At 72.4% G+C, this 14,597-nt stretch carries 10 protein-coding genes and 2 pseudogenes; 2 read left to right on the forward strand and 10 right to left on the reverse strand.

Annotation, left to right across the window (positions count from 1 at the left end; all coding sequences use genetic code 11):
* Window positions 1-51: 51 nt before the first annotated feature.
* The 10 genes and pseudogenes from ACXKR8_RS12855 to rsmH all read right to left on the reverse strand — a co-directional run bounded on the left by ACXKR8_RS12855 (window position 52) and on the right by rsmH (window position 12,799).
* Window positions 52-843 (reverse strand): cell division protein FtsQ/DivIB, encoded by a 792-nt coding sequence (locus tag ACXKR8_RS12855; RefSeq protein WP_458273034.1) that lies wholly within the window; start codon window positions 841-843, stop codon window positions 52-54.
* The gene (murG, locus tag ACXKR8_RS12860; RefSeq protein WP_458273035.1) at window positions 836-1,930 is read right to left on the reverse strand and encodes an undecaprenyldiphospho-muramoylpentapeptide beta-N-acetylglucosaminyltransferase; all 1,095 of its coding nucleotides are present in this window, start codon (window positions 1,928-1,930) and stop codon (window positions 836-838) included. The genes ACXKR8_RS12855 and murG overlap by 8 nt, the downstream gene beginning before the upstream one ends.
* Window positions 1,931-1,936: 6 nt before the next feature.
* Entirely contained in the window at window positions 1,937-3,304 is a 1,368-nt protein-coding gene (gene ftsW / locus ACXKR8_RS12865) for a putative lipid II flippase FtsW (protein ID WP_458273036.1), read from the reverse strand.
* Window positions 3,305-3,344: 40 nt separating this feature from the next.
* Window positions 3,345-4,795: pseudogene (gene murD / locus ACXKR8_RS12870) on the reverse strand (UDP-N-acetylmuramoyl-L-alanine--D-glutamate ligase).
* Entirely contained in the window at window positions 4,780-5,841 is a 1,062-nt protein-coding gene (mraY, locus tag ACXKR8_RS12875) for a phospho-N-acetylmuramoyl-pentapeptide-transferase (RefSeq protein ID WP_458274967.1), read from the reverse strand. The pseudogene murD and the gene mraY overlap by 16 nt, the downstream one beginning before the upstream one ends.
* A 59-nt stretch (window positions 5,842-5,900) precedes the next feature.
* Window positions 5,901-7,328, reverse strand: a pseudogene (locus ACXKR8_RS12880) (UDP-N-acetylmuramoyl-tripeptide--D-alanyl-D-alanine ligase).
* Window positions 7,329-7,335: 7 nt separating this feature from the next.
* Window positions 7,336-8,988 carry a UDP-N-acetylmuramoyl-L-alanyl-D-glutamate--2,6-diaminopimelate ligase gene (locus ACXKR8_RS12885; protein ID WP_458273039.1) on the reverse strand — a complete coding sequence of 551 codons (1,653 nt, stop codon included), beginning with the start codon at window positions 8,986-8,988 and terminating at the stop codon, window positions 7,336-7,338.
* Between the two features lie 16 nt (window positions 8,989-9,004).
* Window positions 9,005-10,834, reverse strand: a complete 1,830-nt coding sequence (locus ACXKR8_RS12890) for a peptidoglycan D,D-transpeptidase FtsI family protein (RefSeq protein WP_462100482.1) — start codon at window positions 10,832-10,834, stop codon at window positions 9,005-9,007.
* Window positions 10,835-11,027: 193 nt separating this feature from the next.
* Entirely contained in the window at window positions 11,028-11,753 is a 726-nt protein-coding gene (ftsL, locus tag ACXKR8_RS12895; protein ID WP_462100483.1) for a cell division protein FtsL, read from the reverse strand.
* A gap of 41 nt (window positions 11,754-11,794) precedes the next feature.
* Window positions 11,795-12,799 carry a 16S rRNA (cytosine(1402)-N(4))-methyltransferase RsmH gene (gene rsmH / locus ACXKR8_RS12900; RefSeq protein WP_458273042.1) on the reverse strand — a complete coding sequence of 335 codons (1,005 nt, stop codon included), beginning with the start codon at window positions 12,797-12,799 and terminating at the stop codon, window positions 11,795-11,797.
* A 478-nt stretch (window positions 12,800-13,277) separates the two neighbouring features.
* Between rsmH and ACXKR8_RS12905 the strand changes: the two genes are divergently transcribed.
* A complete protein-coding gene (locus tag ACXKR8_RS12905; RefSeq protein WP_458273043.1) occupies window positions 13,278-13,826 on the forward strand; it encodes a beta-class carbonic anhydrase in 549 nt (182 codons plus the stop codon).
* A gap of 8 nt (window positions 13,827-13,834) precedes the next feature.
* Window positions 13,835-14,449 carry a HutD/Ves family protein gene (locus ACXKR8_RS12910; RefSeq protein ID WP_458274968.1) on the forward strand — a complete coding sequence of 205 codons (615 nt, stop codon included), beginning with the start codon at window positions 13,835-13,837 and terminating at the stop codon, window positions 14,447-14,449.
* Window positions 14,450-14,597 lie beyond the last annotated feature (148 nt).

A 14,597-nucleotide genomic window follows, 5' to 3' on the forward strand; every position in this document is an offset into this window, starting at 1 on the left:
AACACCGCCACCCCTCCTACTACGCACGAGAATAGCCGCTCGGGGCCGGTCTCAATGCCTTACCGCAGGATCGTCCGGCGCGCTGACGTCGTAGGTCGTGCCCTTCTGCCGAAGAAGTGCGACGAGAACGACCGCTTTGCGGGAGTCCCGTTCCGAACTTCCCCACAGCACCCGTGAACCATCGGTGAGTTGCAGTTCCAGGTCGTCGTACGAATGCACGATCACCGAACTGGTCCTACCGGAGACCGGGGCCGGAAGCGCTTTGGCCACGTCCACCGCGGCCGCCACCAGTACGGGTTCGGGAAAACTCGCGAGCCCCGCTTTTCCCGCCGCGGAGAGCGCGAGTTGGACCACCGGGACGCCGGCCGGGGCGGTCGCGCCGGTGGCGAAGCGCACCCCGGACGCGTCGACCTGGGTGAACCGGCCGTCCGCGCCCTTCACCGCCGCGACCGCGATCCGCTCGGTGATCCGGACCCGGACCGTGTGCGGCAGCGAGGTGCTGACCTGCACCTGGGCCACCCGGGGCAGCGCCTTGAGCACCCGGGCCCGGGCCGCCCCGGTGTCCAGACGCTCCAGCGGACCGCCCAGCGGGACCTGCGCCGCCGCCAGCACCTGATCGGCCGTCAGCACCCTGGTCCCGCTGACCGCGACCGTCCTGACGTCCAGCACCGGGGAGAACCAGACCAGCCAGCAGACCGTGCCGAGCAGCGCCGCGAGCAGCCCGCCCAGCACGGCCAGGCCGCGCCGGGACAGCCGCAGCCGGGCCCGGGGCTCCGGCTGCGGCTCGGACTCCGCGGGCTGCTCGTCGAGGTCGCCGACCGGAGCGGCGCCGAGCTCAGGCACGGCGGTGCGCGGCGATGGCCTCGTACACCATCGCCACCAGCAGCTCGTCGGCGTCGCGGCGGCCGAACTCGGCGGCCGCCCGGCTCATGTCCCAGAGCCGCTGCGGGTCGGTGAGCACCGGCAGCAGATGTCCGAGCACCCACTCCGGGGTCAGCTCGGCGTCGTCCACCAGCAGCCCGCCGCCGGCCCTGACCACGGGCTGGGCGTTCAGCCGCTGCTCGCCGTTGCCGATCGGCAGCGGCACGTACGCGCCGGGCAGCCCGACCGCGGAGAGCTCGGCCACGGTCATCGCGCCGGCCCGGCAGAGCATCATGTCGGCGGCGGCGTAGGCGAGATCCATCCGGTCCAGGTACGGGACCACCCGGTACGGCGGCATCCCGGGGATGTCGTCGATCACCGGCAGCTCGTTCTTGGGCCCGACCGCGTGCAGGATCTGCACCCCGTACTGCTGCAGCCGGGGCGCGATCGCCTGGACCGTCTCGTTCAGCCGGCGCGCGCCCTGGGAGCCGCCGGAGACCAGCAGCGTCGGCAGCCGCTGGTCCAGGCCGAAGTAGGCGCGGGCCTCCGGGCGGGCCGCGTTGCGGTCCAGGGTGGCGATGGTGCGCCGCAGCGGGATCCCGACGTAGCGGGCGTCCCTGAGCTTGCTGTCCGGGGTGCTGACGGCGACGAAGTCGCTGTAGCGGGCCCCGATCTTATTGGCCACGCCGGGCCTGGCGTTGGCCTCGTGCACCACGATCGGCACCCCGGAGCGCTTGGCGGCGAGATAGGCCGACATGGCGACATAGCCGCCGAAGCCGACCACGGCGTCGGCCTTGGTCCGGTCGAGCACCTCCTGCACCGCCTTGACCGTGCCGCGCAGGCGGCCGGGCAGGGTGATCAGTTCCGGGGTCGCCTTGCGGGGCAGCGCGACCTTCGGGATCAGTGCCAGTTCGTAGCCGCGTTCCGGGACCAGTCTGGTCTCCAGTCCGCTCTCGGTCCCGAGCGCGGTGATCCCGATCGTGGGATCGTTCCTGCGCAGTGCGTCCGCAAGGGCGAGCGCGGGCTCGATATGACCGGCGGTCCCCCCGCCGGCGAGTACGACATGCACCGAAATTCACCGCTCCCTGCGCTGCCGGGCCTTCCCGAGCCGCGCGATGGTCCGTTGGGGCAGACCGAGGAGCCTGCCCCGGGTCTTCTTGTTCCTGGCGGCGAGCGCTGCCTTCGCGCCGGGTTCGCTGCGGGCGAAGCAGAGCAGCATACCGACCGCGAACATGGTCGGCAGCAGCGCCGAACCCCCGTAGGAGAACATCGGGAGGGGGACTCCCGCAATGGGGAGGAGTCCCAGCACCGCACCAATGTTGATCATGGACTGAGCCATGATCCAGGTGGTGGCGCCTCCTGCTGCGTACCTGATGAAGGGGTCCTTCGTGCGGCCTGCCACGCGGATACCCGCATACCCTAGTGCCGCGAAGAGGGCGAGTACCGACAGCGTCCCCGCCAGGCCCAGCTCCTCACCGGTCACCGCGAAGATGAAGTCGGTGTGCGGCTCCGGGAGTTGACCCCATTTCTCCACACTTGCCCCGAGTCCGCGGCCGAACAACTGGCCCCCGGCGAGGCTGGCCGCGCCCTGGAACGCCTGCCAGCAGGAGCCGTCCGCGGGCAGGCTGGTGATGCCGATGCACTGGAACCGGTCGAGCCGGTGCGGGACGAAGGCGATCAGCAGGGTGCCGATGCCCGCGGCGATGCCGCCGACCGCGGCGAACATCCGCATCGGCGCGCCGGAGATCCAGAGCAGGCCGAACAGCAGCGCACAGATGATCATCGCGGTGCCCATGTCGCCGCCGGCCAGCACCAGGGTCAGCAGCAGCACGCCCATCGGGACCAGCGGGATCAGCAGGTGCTTCCACTGGTCCAGCATCTTCAACTGCTGCTTGCGGGCCAGCAGGTCGGCCCCCCAGAGCACCAGCGCCAGCTTGGCGAACTCGGACGGCTGGATCTGGAACGAGCCGCCCAGGCTGATCCAGTTCTGGTTGCCGTTCACCGCCTTGCCCACGCCCGGCACGGCGACCAGCAGCAGCAGTCCGATCACCCCGAGCAGCAGCGGGTACGCCAGCGCCCGCAGCAGCCGCACCGGCAGCCGGGCGGCGACGTACATCAGCACCGCGCCGATGCTGACCGCGGTGAGCTGCTTGATGAAGAAGTAGGTGAACGGCAGGCCGAGGTTGCGGGCCTCGATCTGCGAGGCGGAGAAGACCATCACCAGGCCCAGCACCAGGATCAGCGAGGAGGACCCCAGGATCAGGTAGTACGGCGTCAGCGGCCGCTCCAGGCCCTGCTGGAAGCGTCCCAGCGGGGTGCCGGGACCGGTGAACCGGCCGCGGGCGCGGAAGACCGCCACGGAGGTCGTGCCGGGCCCGGTGCGCCGCTTGGCGGACGGTCCGGCCGACGGCCTGGTGCCGGCCCGTCCGACTGTGCCCGACATGGCGGTCCCCCTCTCCCCTGGTGCTGCTGGTGACGCCCGGTCAGCCCGCCAGTGCGCGGGCCGCGGCGGCGAAGAGGTCGCCGCGCTCACCGTAGTCGGTGAACATGTCCATCGAGGCGCAGGCCGGGGCGAGCAGGACGGTGTCGCCCGGACGGGCGAGCCCGGCCGCCGCGCGTACCGCCGCGTCCATGGCCGGGGCACCAGTCTGTCCGTCCGCGAGCTCGATCACCGGGACCTGCGGCGCGTGTCGCGCCAGAGCCTCCCGGATCAGCCCGCGGTCGGCGCCGATCAGCACCGCGCCGCGGAGCCGGGACGCCGCCCCGGCGACCAGCGCGTCCATGTCGGCGCCCTTGGCCAGTCCGCCGGCGATCCACACCACCGGTTCGTAGGCGGCCAGCGAGGCGGCGGCGGCATGCGGGTTGGTGGCCTTGGAGTCGTCGATGTACGCGACCCCGTCGGTCTCCACGACCAGGGCGATCCGGTGCGCGTCCGGCCGGAAGGCCGCAGCCCGTCCCGCACCGCGCGCGGCTCCACCCCGTACGCCCGGGCCAGCGCGGCGGCGGCCAGGGCGTCGGCGATGTTGTGCGGGGCCGGGGGGCTGACGTCGTCGACCGAGGCCAGTTCCGCGGCGTTCCTATGACGGTCGTTCACGAAGGCGCGGTCGACCAGCAGGCCGTCCACGACGCCGAGCTGGGAGACCGTGGGCGGGCCGAGGGTGAAGCCGATCGCCCGGCAGCCCTCCTCGACGTCGGCCTCGATGACCAGATCCTCGGTGGCCGGATCGGCGGTGTTGTAGACACAGGCGATCGAGTTGCCCTGGTAGATCCGGCCCTTGTCGGCCGCGTAGGCCTCCATCGAGCCGTGCCAGTCCAGGTGGTCCGCGGCCAGGTTGAGCACCACCGCGGAGTGCGGGCGCAGCGAGGGCGCCCAGTGCAGCTGGTAGCTGGAGAGCTCCACCGCGAGCACGTCGTAGGGATCCTCGGCTAGCACCGCGTCCAGCACGGACACGCCGACGTTGCCGACGGCGGCGGTGCGCTTCCCCGCCGCGGTGAGGATGGAGGCCAGCATCTGCACGGTGGTGGTCTTGCCGTTGGTGCCGGTGACGGCCAGCCAAGGGGCCGGCTCGCCGGTGGCCGCGAGCGGCCGGCGCAGCTTCCAGGCCAGCTCGACGTCGCCCCAGACCGGGAGGCCGGCCTTGTCGGCGGTGACCAGCAGCGGGGCGTGCGGGGGCCAGCCGGGCGAGGTGACCACCAGTTCGGTGCCCTCGGGCAGGCTCTCGCCGTCGCCGAGCCGTACGGTCACCCCCAGCTCGCGCAGCTCGGCGGCCTGGGCCTGCTGCCGCGGGCCGTCCCCGCCGTCGACCACGGTGACCTCGGCGCCCAGGCCTTGCAGCACCCGGGCCGCCGGCGGGCCGGACACGCCGAGCCCGGCCACGGTGACCCGCAGGCCCTTCCACTCAGGAATCTCCTGAGAGGTCAATTGGTCACCCATCCCGCGTAGAAGAGGCCGAGGCCGACTGCGACGCACAGCCCCTGGATGATCCAGAAGCGGACCACGATCAGGACTTCCGACCAGCCCTTGAGTTCGAAGTGGTGCTGCAGCGGGGCCATCTTGAAGACCCGCTTGCCGGTCATCCGGAACGAGCCGACCTGGATGATCACCGACAGTGTGATCAGCACGAACAGGCCGCCCAGGATGGCCAGCAGCATCTCGGTGTGGGAGCAGATGGCCAGCCCGGCCAGCGCGCCGCCGAGGGCCAGCGAACCGGTGTCGCCCATGAAGATCTTGGCCGGCGAGGTGTTCCACCACAGGAAGCCGAAGCAGGCCCCCATCAGCGCGGCCCCGACCACGGCCAGGTCCAGCGGGTTCTCCACCGAGTAGCAGTTGGGCCCAGCCGAGAGCTGGGAGCTGCAGGTCTGCCCGTACTCCCAGATGCCGATGAAGACATAGGCGCCGAACACCATCACCGAGGCGCCGGTGGCCAGACCGTCCAGGCCGTCGGTCAGGTTCACCCCGTTGGACATCGCCAGGATCATGAAGATGGCCCAGAGCGCGAACAGCACCGGGCCGAGCGACCAGCCGAAGTCGGTGACGAAGGAGAGCTTGGTGGAGGCCGGGGTGACCCCGGAGGAGTCCGCGAAGCGCAGCGAGCCGATCGCGAAGACGATGCCGACGATCAGCTGTCCGGCCAGCTTCGCCTTGGCCCGCAGGCCCAGCGAGCGCTGCTTGACGATCTTGATGTAGTCGTCCAGGAAGCCGACCAGGCCCATCCCGGTCATCAGGAACAGCACCAGCAGCCCGGAGGGCGTCGGCGCGGAGCCGACCAGCAGCTTGGTCAGGCCGTAGGCGACCAGGGTCGCCAGGATGAAGGCGATGCCGCCCATGGTGGGCGTGCCGCGCTTGCTGTGGTGCGCCTTGGGGCCGTCGTCGCGGATCATCTGGCCGTAGCCGTTCCTGGCCAGGATCCGGATCAGCACCGGGGTGCCGACCAGCGACAGCACCAGGGCGATCGCGGCGGCGAAGAGGATCTGACGCATCGGCGAGGCGCTGGACAGCGCCAGCTCGACGGTCGCGGGGTGAGCCGCGAGGGCGAGGCTCACAGGGTCTCTCCGTTCGACACCGCGGGCACATCACTGAGCAGGGCTTCGGCGACCCGTTCCAGGCCGACCGAAACGGGACGCCTTCACCAGCACCACGTCCCCCGGCCGGAGCTGTTCGCGCAGCAATTCGACTGCCGTATCCACATCGGGCACCAGCACCGACTCCTCACCCCAAGAACCTTCGTTCCTCGCGCCCAGTTTCCATGCAGGCCGCTTCCCTGCCGCCCACAGCCACCAGGGTCGCGATGTTCAGCCGAACCGCCAGCCGACCCACCGCGTCGTGCTCGTCGAGGGAATCCTCGCCAAGTTCCCGCATCTCCCCCAGCACCGCCCAGGTACGGCGGGCGTCGGGCCCCCTGCCCCGATCGCGGCGAGCGCCCGCAGGGCGGCCCGCATCGAGTCGGGGTTCGCGTTGTAGGCGTCGTTGATCACGGTGACGCCGTCCTGACGCTCGGTCAGCTCCATCCGCCAGCGGGAGAGGCTGCCCGCCTCCCCCAGCGCGGCCGCGACCTGCTGGACGTCCATCCCGCACTCGGTCGCCACCGCGGCGGCGGCGAGTGCGTTGGAGACGTGGTGCTCACCGTACAGACGCAGCGCGACCGGAGCCGAACCGGCCGGGGTGACCAGGGTGAACCCGGCGCGTCCCGCCCCGTCCAGGCGGACCTGCTCGACCCGGATCTGCGCCTGCTCGGACTCGCCGAAGTACAGCACCCGCGCCTTCGTCCGCGAGGCCATCGCCCGGACCAGCGGATCGTCCGCGTTCAGGACCGCGCAGCCTTCGGCGGACAGGCTCTCCACCATCTCGCCCTTGGCCTCGGCGATGCCCTCCCGGCTGCCGAACTCGCCCATGTGGGCCGTGCCGACGTTGAGCACCACGCCGATCCGGGGCTGGGCGATGCCGGTCAGATGGGCGATGTCGCCCTTGTGCCTGGCCCCCATCTCCAGCACCAGGAACCGGGTCTCCGGCGCCACCCGCAGCGCCGTGAGCGGCAGGCCGATCTCGTTGTTGAAGGACCCGGTGGTGAAGACCGTGGGCCCGGCCGAGCCGAGCACCTGGGCGATCAGGTCCTTGGTGCTGGTCTTGCCGGCCGAGCCGGTGAGGGCGACCACGGTGGTGCCGGTGGCCCGCAGGGTCACCGCGTGGGCGAGCAGGCTCAGCCCTCGACCACGTCGGCCACCACCACCGCCGGGACGCCGACCGGACGCGAGGCCAGCACCGCGACGGCGCCGCCCTCGCGCACCACGCGCTCGGCGAAGTCATGGCCGTCGACGCGTTCGCCGACCACCGCGGCGAACAGCGCCCCCGGCTCGACCTGGCGGGAGTCGTGCACCACCGGTCCGGTCACCTGGACCTGCGGGTCGGTCACGTCATGCAGTGTCCCCCCGGTGGCCTGGGCCACCTCGGCGAGGGTCATGGGGATCACGTTGGTTTTACTCCTTGGCGTCGCCGACGCGGTGCGACGCGAGGATCGCCTCGCCCAGCACAGCTCGGTCGTCGAAGGGTCGGATCTCGTCGCGCACGTACTGGCCCAGCTCATGGCCCTTGCCGGCGACCAGCACGCAGTCGCCCGCGTGGGCCAGCGCCACCGCGGCGGCGATCGCCCGGGCCCGGTCGGGCTCGACCAGGACCGCGCCGCGTTCGGCCTCGGGCACCTCGGCGGCGCCGCCGAGCATCGCGTGCAGAATCGCCAGCGGATCCTCGGAGCGGGGATTGTCGCTGGTCAGCACGGCGGTGTCGGCATAGCGGGCGGCGATGGCGCCCATCGGTCCGCGTTTGAAGGGGTCGCGGTCGCCGCCGCAGCCGACCACCACGTGCAGCCGGCCCTTGGTGACCTCGCGCAGCGAGCGCAGCGCGGCCGCCAGCGCGTCCGGCTTGTGGGCGTAGTCGACCACCGCGACATAGGGCTGCCCGGCGTCCACCCGCTCCATCCGGCCCGGCACCCCGGGGACCGCGGCGATGCCGGCCGCGACCTCCTCGAGCGGGAGTCCGGCCAGGGCCAGCGCGGTGATCGCGGCGAGGGCGTTGGCGACGTTGAACGGGCCCGGCAGCGGGACGCTCGCCTCCACCGAGGCGCCGTCCGGGCCGACCGCGCGGAAGGTCGACCCGGCCGGGCCGAGGTGCACGGCCTCGGCGCGCCAGTCGGCGGCGGGATCGCCCAGGGCCGAGTAGGTGGTGACCGGGATCCGGACCTCCCGGGCCAGCCGGCGGCCGTAGTCGTCGTCCAGGTTGACCACGGCCTGCCTGGCCCGGTTCGGGGCGAACAGGCGGGCCTTGGCCTGGAAGTAGTCCTCCATGTCGGGGTGGAAGTCCAGGTGCTCCGGCGTCAGGTTGTTGAACAGGGCGACGTCGTAGAGCACCCCGTCGACCCGGCCGTAGACCAGGGCGTGGCTGGAGACCTCCATCACCACCGTGTCCGCGCCGCGCTCGCGCATCACCGCGAGCAGCGCGTGCAGGTCGGTGGCCTCGGGGGTGGTCCGCTCGCTCTTGATCCGCTCGGTGCCGACCCGCATCTCCACGGTGCCGATCAGCCCGGTGGAGCGCCCCGCGCCGCGCAGGCCGCCCTCGATCAGGTAGGCGGTGGTGGTCTTGCCGTTGGTGCCGGTGACGCCGATGGCCAGCAGCTGCTCGGCGGGGTGCCCGTAGAGCGCGGCGGCCAGGTCGCCGAGGACCGAGCGCGGGTGCTCCACCACCAGCAGCGGCAGCCCGGCCGCGGCGGCCCTGGCCGCCCCGTCCTGGTCGGTCAGCAGGGCCACCGCGCCGTTGGCGGCGGCCTGGGCGGCGTAGTCCGCGCCGTGGGCGTGCGAGCCGGGCAGGCCCGCGTAGACGTCACCGGGGCGCACCGCCCGGGAGTCGTGGGTGATGCCGGTGACCACCGCGGCCGAGCCGGCGGGCTCGGGCAGGCCGAGCAGCGCGGCGACCTCGGCGAGCGGGGTCGCGCGGGGGGTCTGCGGACGGGGTGGAGCCGTCGCCCCGGACGGCGGGGCGGAGGACTCCTGATCACTTTGGCGCACGGCCGTGAGGTTACCGGTACCGGCCGGTCCGGGGCCAAGCCAGGGTCCGCGCGAGCGGGGGGAGGCACTCATCACAGGGTTCCGCCTTTCACCAGTTCACCGGCAGGTCTGCCGGGGCGGCGCCGGTCGGCGGCACCTGGAGGCTCTTCAGTGCGAACTCCATGACCTGCTTGAACACCGGGCCGCAGAGCTCGCCGCCGAAGTGCCCGTTGACCGGGTTCTGGATCACGCAGGAGACCGTCACCCGGGGCTTGTCGGCCGGGGCGAAGCCGATGAAGGACGAGGTGTAGCCCTTGTAGCGGCCGGTCTGCGGGTCCACCCGGTTGGCAGTGCCGGTCTTGCCCGCGACCAGGTAGCCGGGGATCTCGGCGGCCGCGCCGGTGCCCTCCTGACTGGCGACCACCGACTGCAGCATCTGGGCCAGGGTCTTCGCGGTCTGCGCGCTGACCACCCGGGTCTGCTTGGGCGCGGCGGCCGGGACGAAGCGTCCGTCGGGCCCGGTGGTCCCGGCGACCAGGCTGGGGGTGATCCGCACCCCGCCGTTGGCGATGGTCGAGTAGACCGAGGTGGTCTGCAGCGCGTTCACCGAGAGGCCCTGGCCGAACGGGATGGTGTACTGCTGCGACCCGGACCACTTGCTCGGCTGGGCCAGCAGGCCCTGGGTCTCGCCGGGGAAGCCGAGCCCGGTCGGCTGGCCGATGCCGAACTTGGTCAGGTAGTCGTACAGCACCTGGTCGGCCTGCTTCTCGGTGCTGCCGAGGTGCTCGGCGGCGAGCATGGTGCCGATGTTGGAGGACTGCGCCAGCACCCCGTTCAGGGTGAGGTGCTCGGTGCCGTGGGCCGTGTCGTCGTGGAACACCCGGTCCGCCCGGGGCAGCGAGCCGGGGACGGTGACATGGGTCAGCGGGGTGGCCACGTTCTGCTGGAGCACGGCGGCCATGGTCATCAGCTTGCTGACGCTGCCGGGCTCGTAGACGTCCTGGAGCGCCGAGTTGCCCAGGTTGTTCGGATCGGCGTGGGCCAGGTCGTTGGGGTCGAAACCGGGGGCGGTGGCCATCGCCAGCACCTTGCCGTTGGTGGTGTCCTGGACGATCACATAGCCGCCCTCGGCGCCGGCCTTGGCCACCTCGGCGCTGATCTGCTGCTGGGCGTCCCACTGGATGTCGCGGTCCAGGGTGAGCCGCAGGTCGGACCCGGGCACGGCGGGGACGCTGCGCTGCCCGGCGGTGGGCACCTCGCGGCCGCCGGACTGGGCGTAGGTGACCGTGCCGTCCTTGCCCTTGAGCAGGCTGTCGTACTGCTGTTCGAGGCCGCCCTTGCCGTCCCCGTCCGCGTTGACGAAGCCGATCACATTGGAGGCCAGTGTGGCGTCCGGGTAGACCCGCTTGGTGTGCTTGGCGTGGAAGACGCCGTTCAGGGTGTTGGCGCAGGCCTCGTCCACCCGGCCGTCGTCGCCTGCCTTGGCGGCCAGCCGGTTCTCGGTGCCGCAGTGGGCGTGGAAGGCCCGCTTGGTCAGCTGCGCCTGCAGCGCGGTGACCTGGTTCCAGGTCTGCGGCGACTGCTGCTTGGCCAGCAGGGCGTAGCGGTCGCCCTTGCCGGTGTAGGTCAGCGCCTTGGTCAGGGTGGCCACCGGGACCCCCAGCATCGGCGAGAGCAGCTGCGCGGCCTGGGCCGGGGCGTCGTCGATATGGGCCTGGCCGGGGGTGAACAGGTACGGGTCGGCGGTGACGTCGTAGGCGTCCACGGTGGTGGCCAGGGTGTGCCCGGAGGCGTCGGTGATCGCGCCGCGGGGCGCGGGCAGGGTCACCGTCTGGTAGAGGTTCACGCTCGCCTCGGCGGCGAGCGCGGAGGAGTCCAGGAACTGGAGCTGGACCAGCCGGCCGAAGAACAGCGCGAAGACCGCGGCGAGGGCGACCACCAGCAGCCGCAGCCGGCGCCGGGGGGTGGCCAGCCGCAGCGGGGCGGTCCGGGCGAGGGGGGACGGCGGGCCGGCGGGCGGGGCTGCGGGCGGGCGCCGGGGCGCACGCCGGGCCGGGCGCCGGGACGCGCACCGGGGCGCGGGGGGCCCTGGCGCGGGGCGCTCTGGCGCGGGCGCGGGGGGCGGGGGGTGGTCATGGTCGCTGTCTCCCCGTCAGTGGCCGCGGTGGGGGGCGGTGGGTGTGGCGGTGGCCCTGGCTCTGGGCTTGGTCCCCTGCGGCACGGTGAGGTGCGCCGCGGCGACGGTGGTCGCGGGTGGCGTGGTGGCGCTGGTGACGTTGGTGGCGTTGGAGGCGTTGGCGTTGGCGTTGGCGGCGGTGGTGCCGGCGGTCGGCTTGGTGCCGGCCGGTGCGGTGGCGGTGGCGGTGGGTGTGGCCGTGGGTGTGGCGGTGGCGCCCGTGGCGGATTTTGGTCGCCGTGGCCGAGGGGGTGGCCGTCGGCAGGGCCGAGCTGCCGTCCAGCGGGGTCAGCTTGCCGAGCACCGTGCCGTTGTCCTGGAGGAACGCCGGGGTGCCGCCGGGCACCATGCCCAGCTGTGCGGCCCGCGCGGACAGCGCGTCCGGCGCGGACCAGGCACTGATCTGCTGCTGCAGGCCCTGCCGCTCGTCGGTGAGGCTGTTGGTCCGCTGCTGGAGCTGGGAGAGCTGGAACGAGCCCTGGCTGAGCGCCGTGTTGAGCAGCAGAAGCCCGATCAGGCCGCCGGCGAGTATCAGCACCACCAGCACCACGAACGGAGCGCGTCCGGCCTCCCGGCCCTTCGCCCCGCCCCTGCCGCCGGACCGCCCGCCGGGCCTGGCCGCGGGGACTCCGGGCCGACGGCGCACCGGTGGCGTCCCGCCCGCGACTCTTCCCACAGCCACTGCCATCCGCTCCTTCGCTGCCTGTCGGGCCCGTCCGGCTGCTACCTGACGGAGGCTCTGATTCTCTCTGCCCCGCGCAGCCGGACCGACGCGGCGCGGCGGTTCTCAGCGATTTCCTGTTCCGTCGGCAGTTCCGCGCCCCTGGTGACCAGCTTCAGCCGGGGCTGGTGCTCCTCCGGCACGATCGGCAGGCCGGGCGGGGCGGTGGTGGCGGCGCCCGCGGCGAGGAACTGCTTGACGATCCGGTCCTCCAGCGACTGGAACGACATCACCGCGATCCGGCCGCCGACCGCGAGCACGTCCAGGGCGCCGGGGATGGCGCGCTCCAGCACCGAGAGCTCGCTGTTGACCTCGATCCGCAGCGCCTGGAAGGTGCGCTTGGCCGGGTTGCCGCCGGTACGGCGGGTGGCGGCGGGAATGGCGTTGCGCACCAGTTCCACAAGACGCCCGCTGGTGCTGAACGGTTCCTTCTCGCGCTCGCGCAGGATCACCGAGGCGATCTTCCCGGCGAAGCGCTCCTCGCCGTAGAACTTGAGGATCCGGGCCAGGTCGCCGTGTCCGTAGGTGTTGAGTACCTCGGCGGCGGTGATGCCGGTGCTCTGGTCCATCCGCATGTCCAGCGGGCCGTCCTGGGCGTAGGCGAAGCCGCGGTCTGCCTCGTCCAGCTGCATCGAGGACACCCCGAGGTCGAACAGGATGCCCTGGACCTGGCCTATGCCGAGTTCGGCGAGCACCTGCGGGATCTCGTCGTAGACGGCGTGCACCAGGGTCGCCCGCTCCCCGAACGGGGCCAGCCGCTGGCCGGCCAGCCGCAGCGCGACCGGGTCGCGGTCCACCGCCACCAGTCGGACCTCGGGGAAGTTCTTCAGCAGCGCCTCGCTGTGGCCGCCGAGGCCCAGGGTGCCGTCCACCACCACGGCGCCGGGGGCGGTCAGCGCGGGGGCCAGCAGGTCGAGGCAGCGCTGCAGCATCACCGGGATATGCCGGTCCGCGGGCTCCGGGCCGGCGCTCTCGTCGGGGGCGACGTCGTCCGGGCCGCTGGTCATGGGTACCTCTCGTAGAACGCACATACCGCCTGGTCCCCGCCCGCTCGCCTTGGGGAAGGGGCCCTCTGCCGCCGGGGAAGGGGCGGCAGCGGGTACGGAGCGGGTGGAGGCCGGGACGGTAGGTGTGTGTCGTGCGGGTGGAAAAGGGTCGCGCCGGTCGCGCTGCCCCGCATGTCCCAGGACCGCACTCGCTCGACGTCGCGTCACTTTACTCCAAGGCGGTCCGCGGTCAACCGGATGCGACGGCGCACGCCCCCCGCTCCACTTTTACGTATATGCAGGTCAGCAGTAGTTTGTTCACCCCATTGGGGGAGTGCGCCACGCCCTCGCGCGCCGTCTGCGCTCCCCCGCCGCCGCGAAGATCACGCGAATGGAGCAGGCGAACGCGCTCCCCCCGCGCTATGGAGTGCGTCACAGCGCCGTAGTACGCGCCCACGCGGCATGCCCGGGGACCGGAAATCCCACTACCGTCGAAGGTATGACCACGACACCCGACCTGCCTTCGCTCCAGGCCGCTGCGTCCGCCGGGGCCACTCCTTCGATCATCGACAGCTTCGTCGCCCGCAACCGGGACTACGCCGCCGCCTACCGCGACGGGGGCATGGACGCCCGTCCGGTCCAGCACGTCGCCGTGGTCGCCTGCATGGACGCCCGGCTCGACGTCCACGCCGCGCTCGGCCTGGAACTGGGCGACTGCCATGTCATCCGCAACGCCGGCGGGGTCGTCACCGACGACACCATCCGCTCGCTCACCGTCAGCCAGCGCGCCCTGGGCACCCGTTCGATAGCCCTGATCCACCACACCGGCTGCGGCCTGCTCAGCCTCACCGAGAACTTCCGGGTCGAGTTGGAGGAGGAGGTCGGCATCCGGCCCTCCTGGGCGCTGGAGTCCTTCACCGACCTGGAGCAGGACGTGCGCCAGTCGATGGCCAGGGTCCGCACCTCCCCCTTCCTGCTGCACCGGGACGACATCCGCGGCTTTGTCTTCGACGTCAGCACCGGGCTGCTCCGCGAGATCCAGCCGTAGACGCGGTGATGATCCTCCGCGCCGCCGACCGTTCCGCCGTCCCCTGGCGGAACGGCGGCGGGGTGACCCGCGAGATCGCCTGCCGCCCCGCCCTCGACCCTGCCGGCAGCCCGGCGGCCGGCTTCGACTGGCGGATCAGCCTCGCCGAGATCGACACGGACGGCCCGTTCTCCGCCTTCCCCGGCACCGACCGGGTGATCACCGCGGTCGACGGCGCCGGATTCGAGCTGACCGTGGACGGCAGCGTCCACCCGCTGCCGGGCCGCCACCGCCCGTTCGCCTTCCCCGGCGACGCCGACACCCGCTGCCGACTGCTGGACGGCCCGGTCACCGCCCTCAATGTGATGACCCGCTGCGCGCCCGCCGGCCCCGCCCGTGTCGCCGCCGGATTCGCCGCCGGGGTCGAGATCGTCCGCGCCCCGCTGACCCTGCCCGAGCGGGCTGGACGGACCCTGCTGCTGGTGGTGCTGGACGGACGGGCGCGACTGGGGAGTACCGTCCTGGACAGGCACGATGCCCTACTGACCGGCGGAACCGGCGACACTGGCCCCGCGTCACTGGAGTGTGACGAGGGAACGGGTGTCGCCGTCCTGGTCACGCTCGACGACATAACCGGTCCATAACGGACGAATAACGGGTGTGTCCGAGTCCGGTTCGTCCGGTTGAGTGACGCAGACGGTCCCGACAGGGAACAATGCATCTGCCGTGTCGACGCACACGGAGGGGCCCGGACCGGGGATGAGGTCAGGCCCCGTACACGGGCCAAGGAGT

It is taken from the genome of Streptacidiphilus sp. PAMC 29251 (genome assembly GCF_054208735.2).

Bases quoted from the DNA above. Each gene is read 5' to 3' on its own strand.
- ACXKR8_RS12910 (WP_458274968.1), top strand. From the start codon at position 13,835: ATGATCCTCCGCGCCGCCGACCGTTCCGCCGTCCCCTGGCGGAACGGC.
- ACXKR8_RS12905 (WP_458273043.1), top strand. From the start codon at position 13,278: ATGACCACGACACCCGACCTGCCTTCGCTCCAGGCCGCTGCGTCCGCC.
- ACXKR8_RS12885 (WP_458273039.1), bottom strand. From the start codon at position 8,988: ATGAGTGCCTCCCCCCGCTCGCGCGGACCCTGGCTTGGCCCCGGACCG.
- ftsW (WP_458273036.1), bottom strand. From the start codon at position 3,304: ATGTCGGGCACAGTCGGACGGGCCGGCACCAGGCCGTCGGCCGGACCG.
- mraY (WP_458274967.1), bottom strand. From the start codon at position 5,841: ATGCGTCAGATCCTCTTCGCCGCCGCGATCGCCCTGGTGCTGTCGCTG.
- rsmH (WP_458273042.1), bottom strand. From the start codon at position 12,799: ATGACCAGCGGCCCGGACGACGTCGCCCCCGACGAGAGCGCCGGCCCG.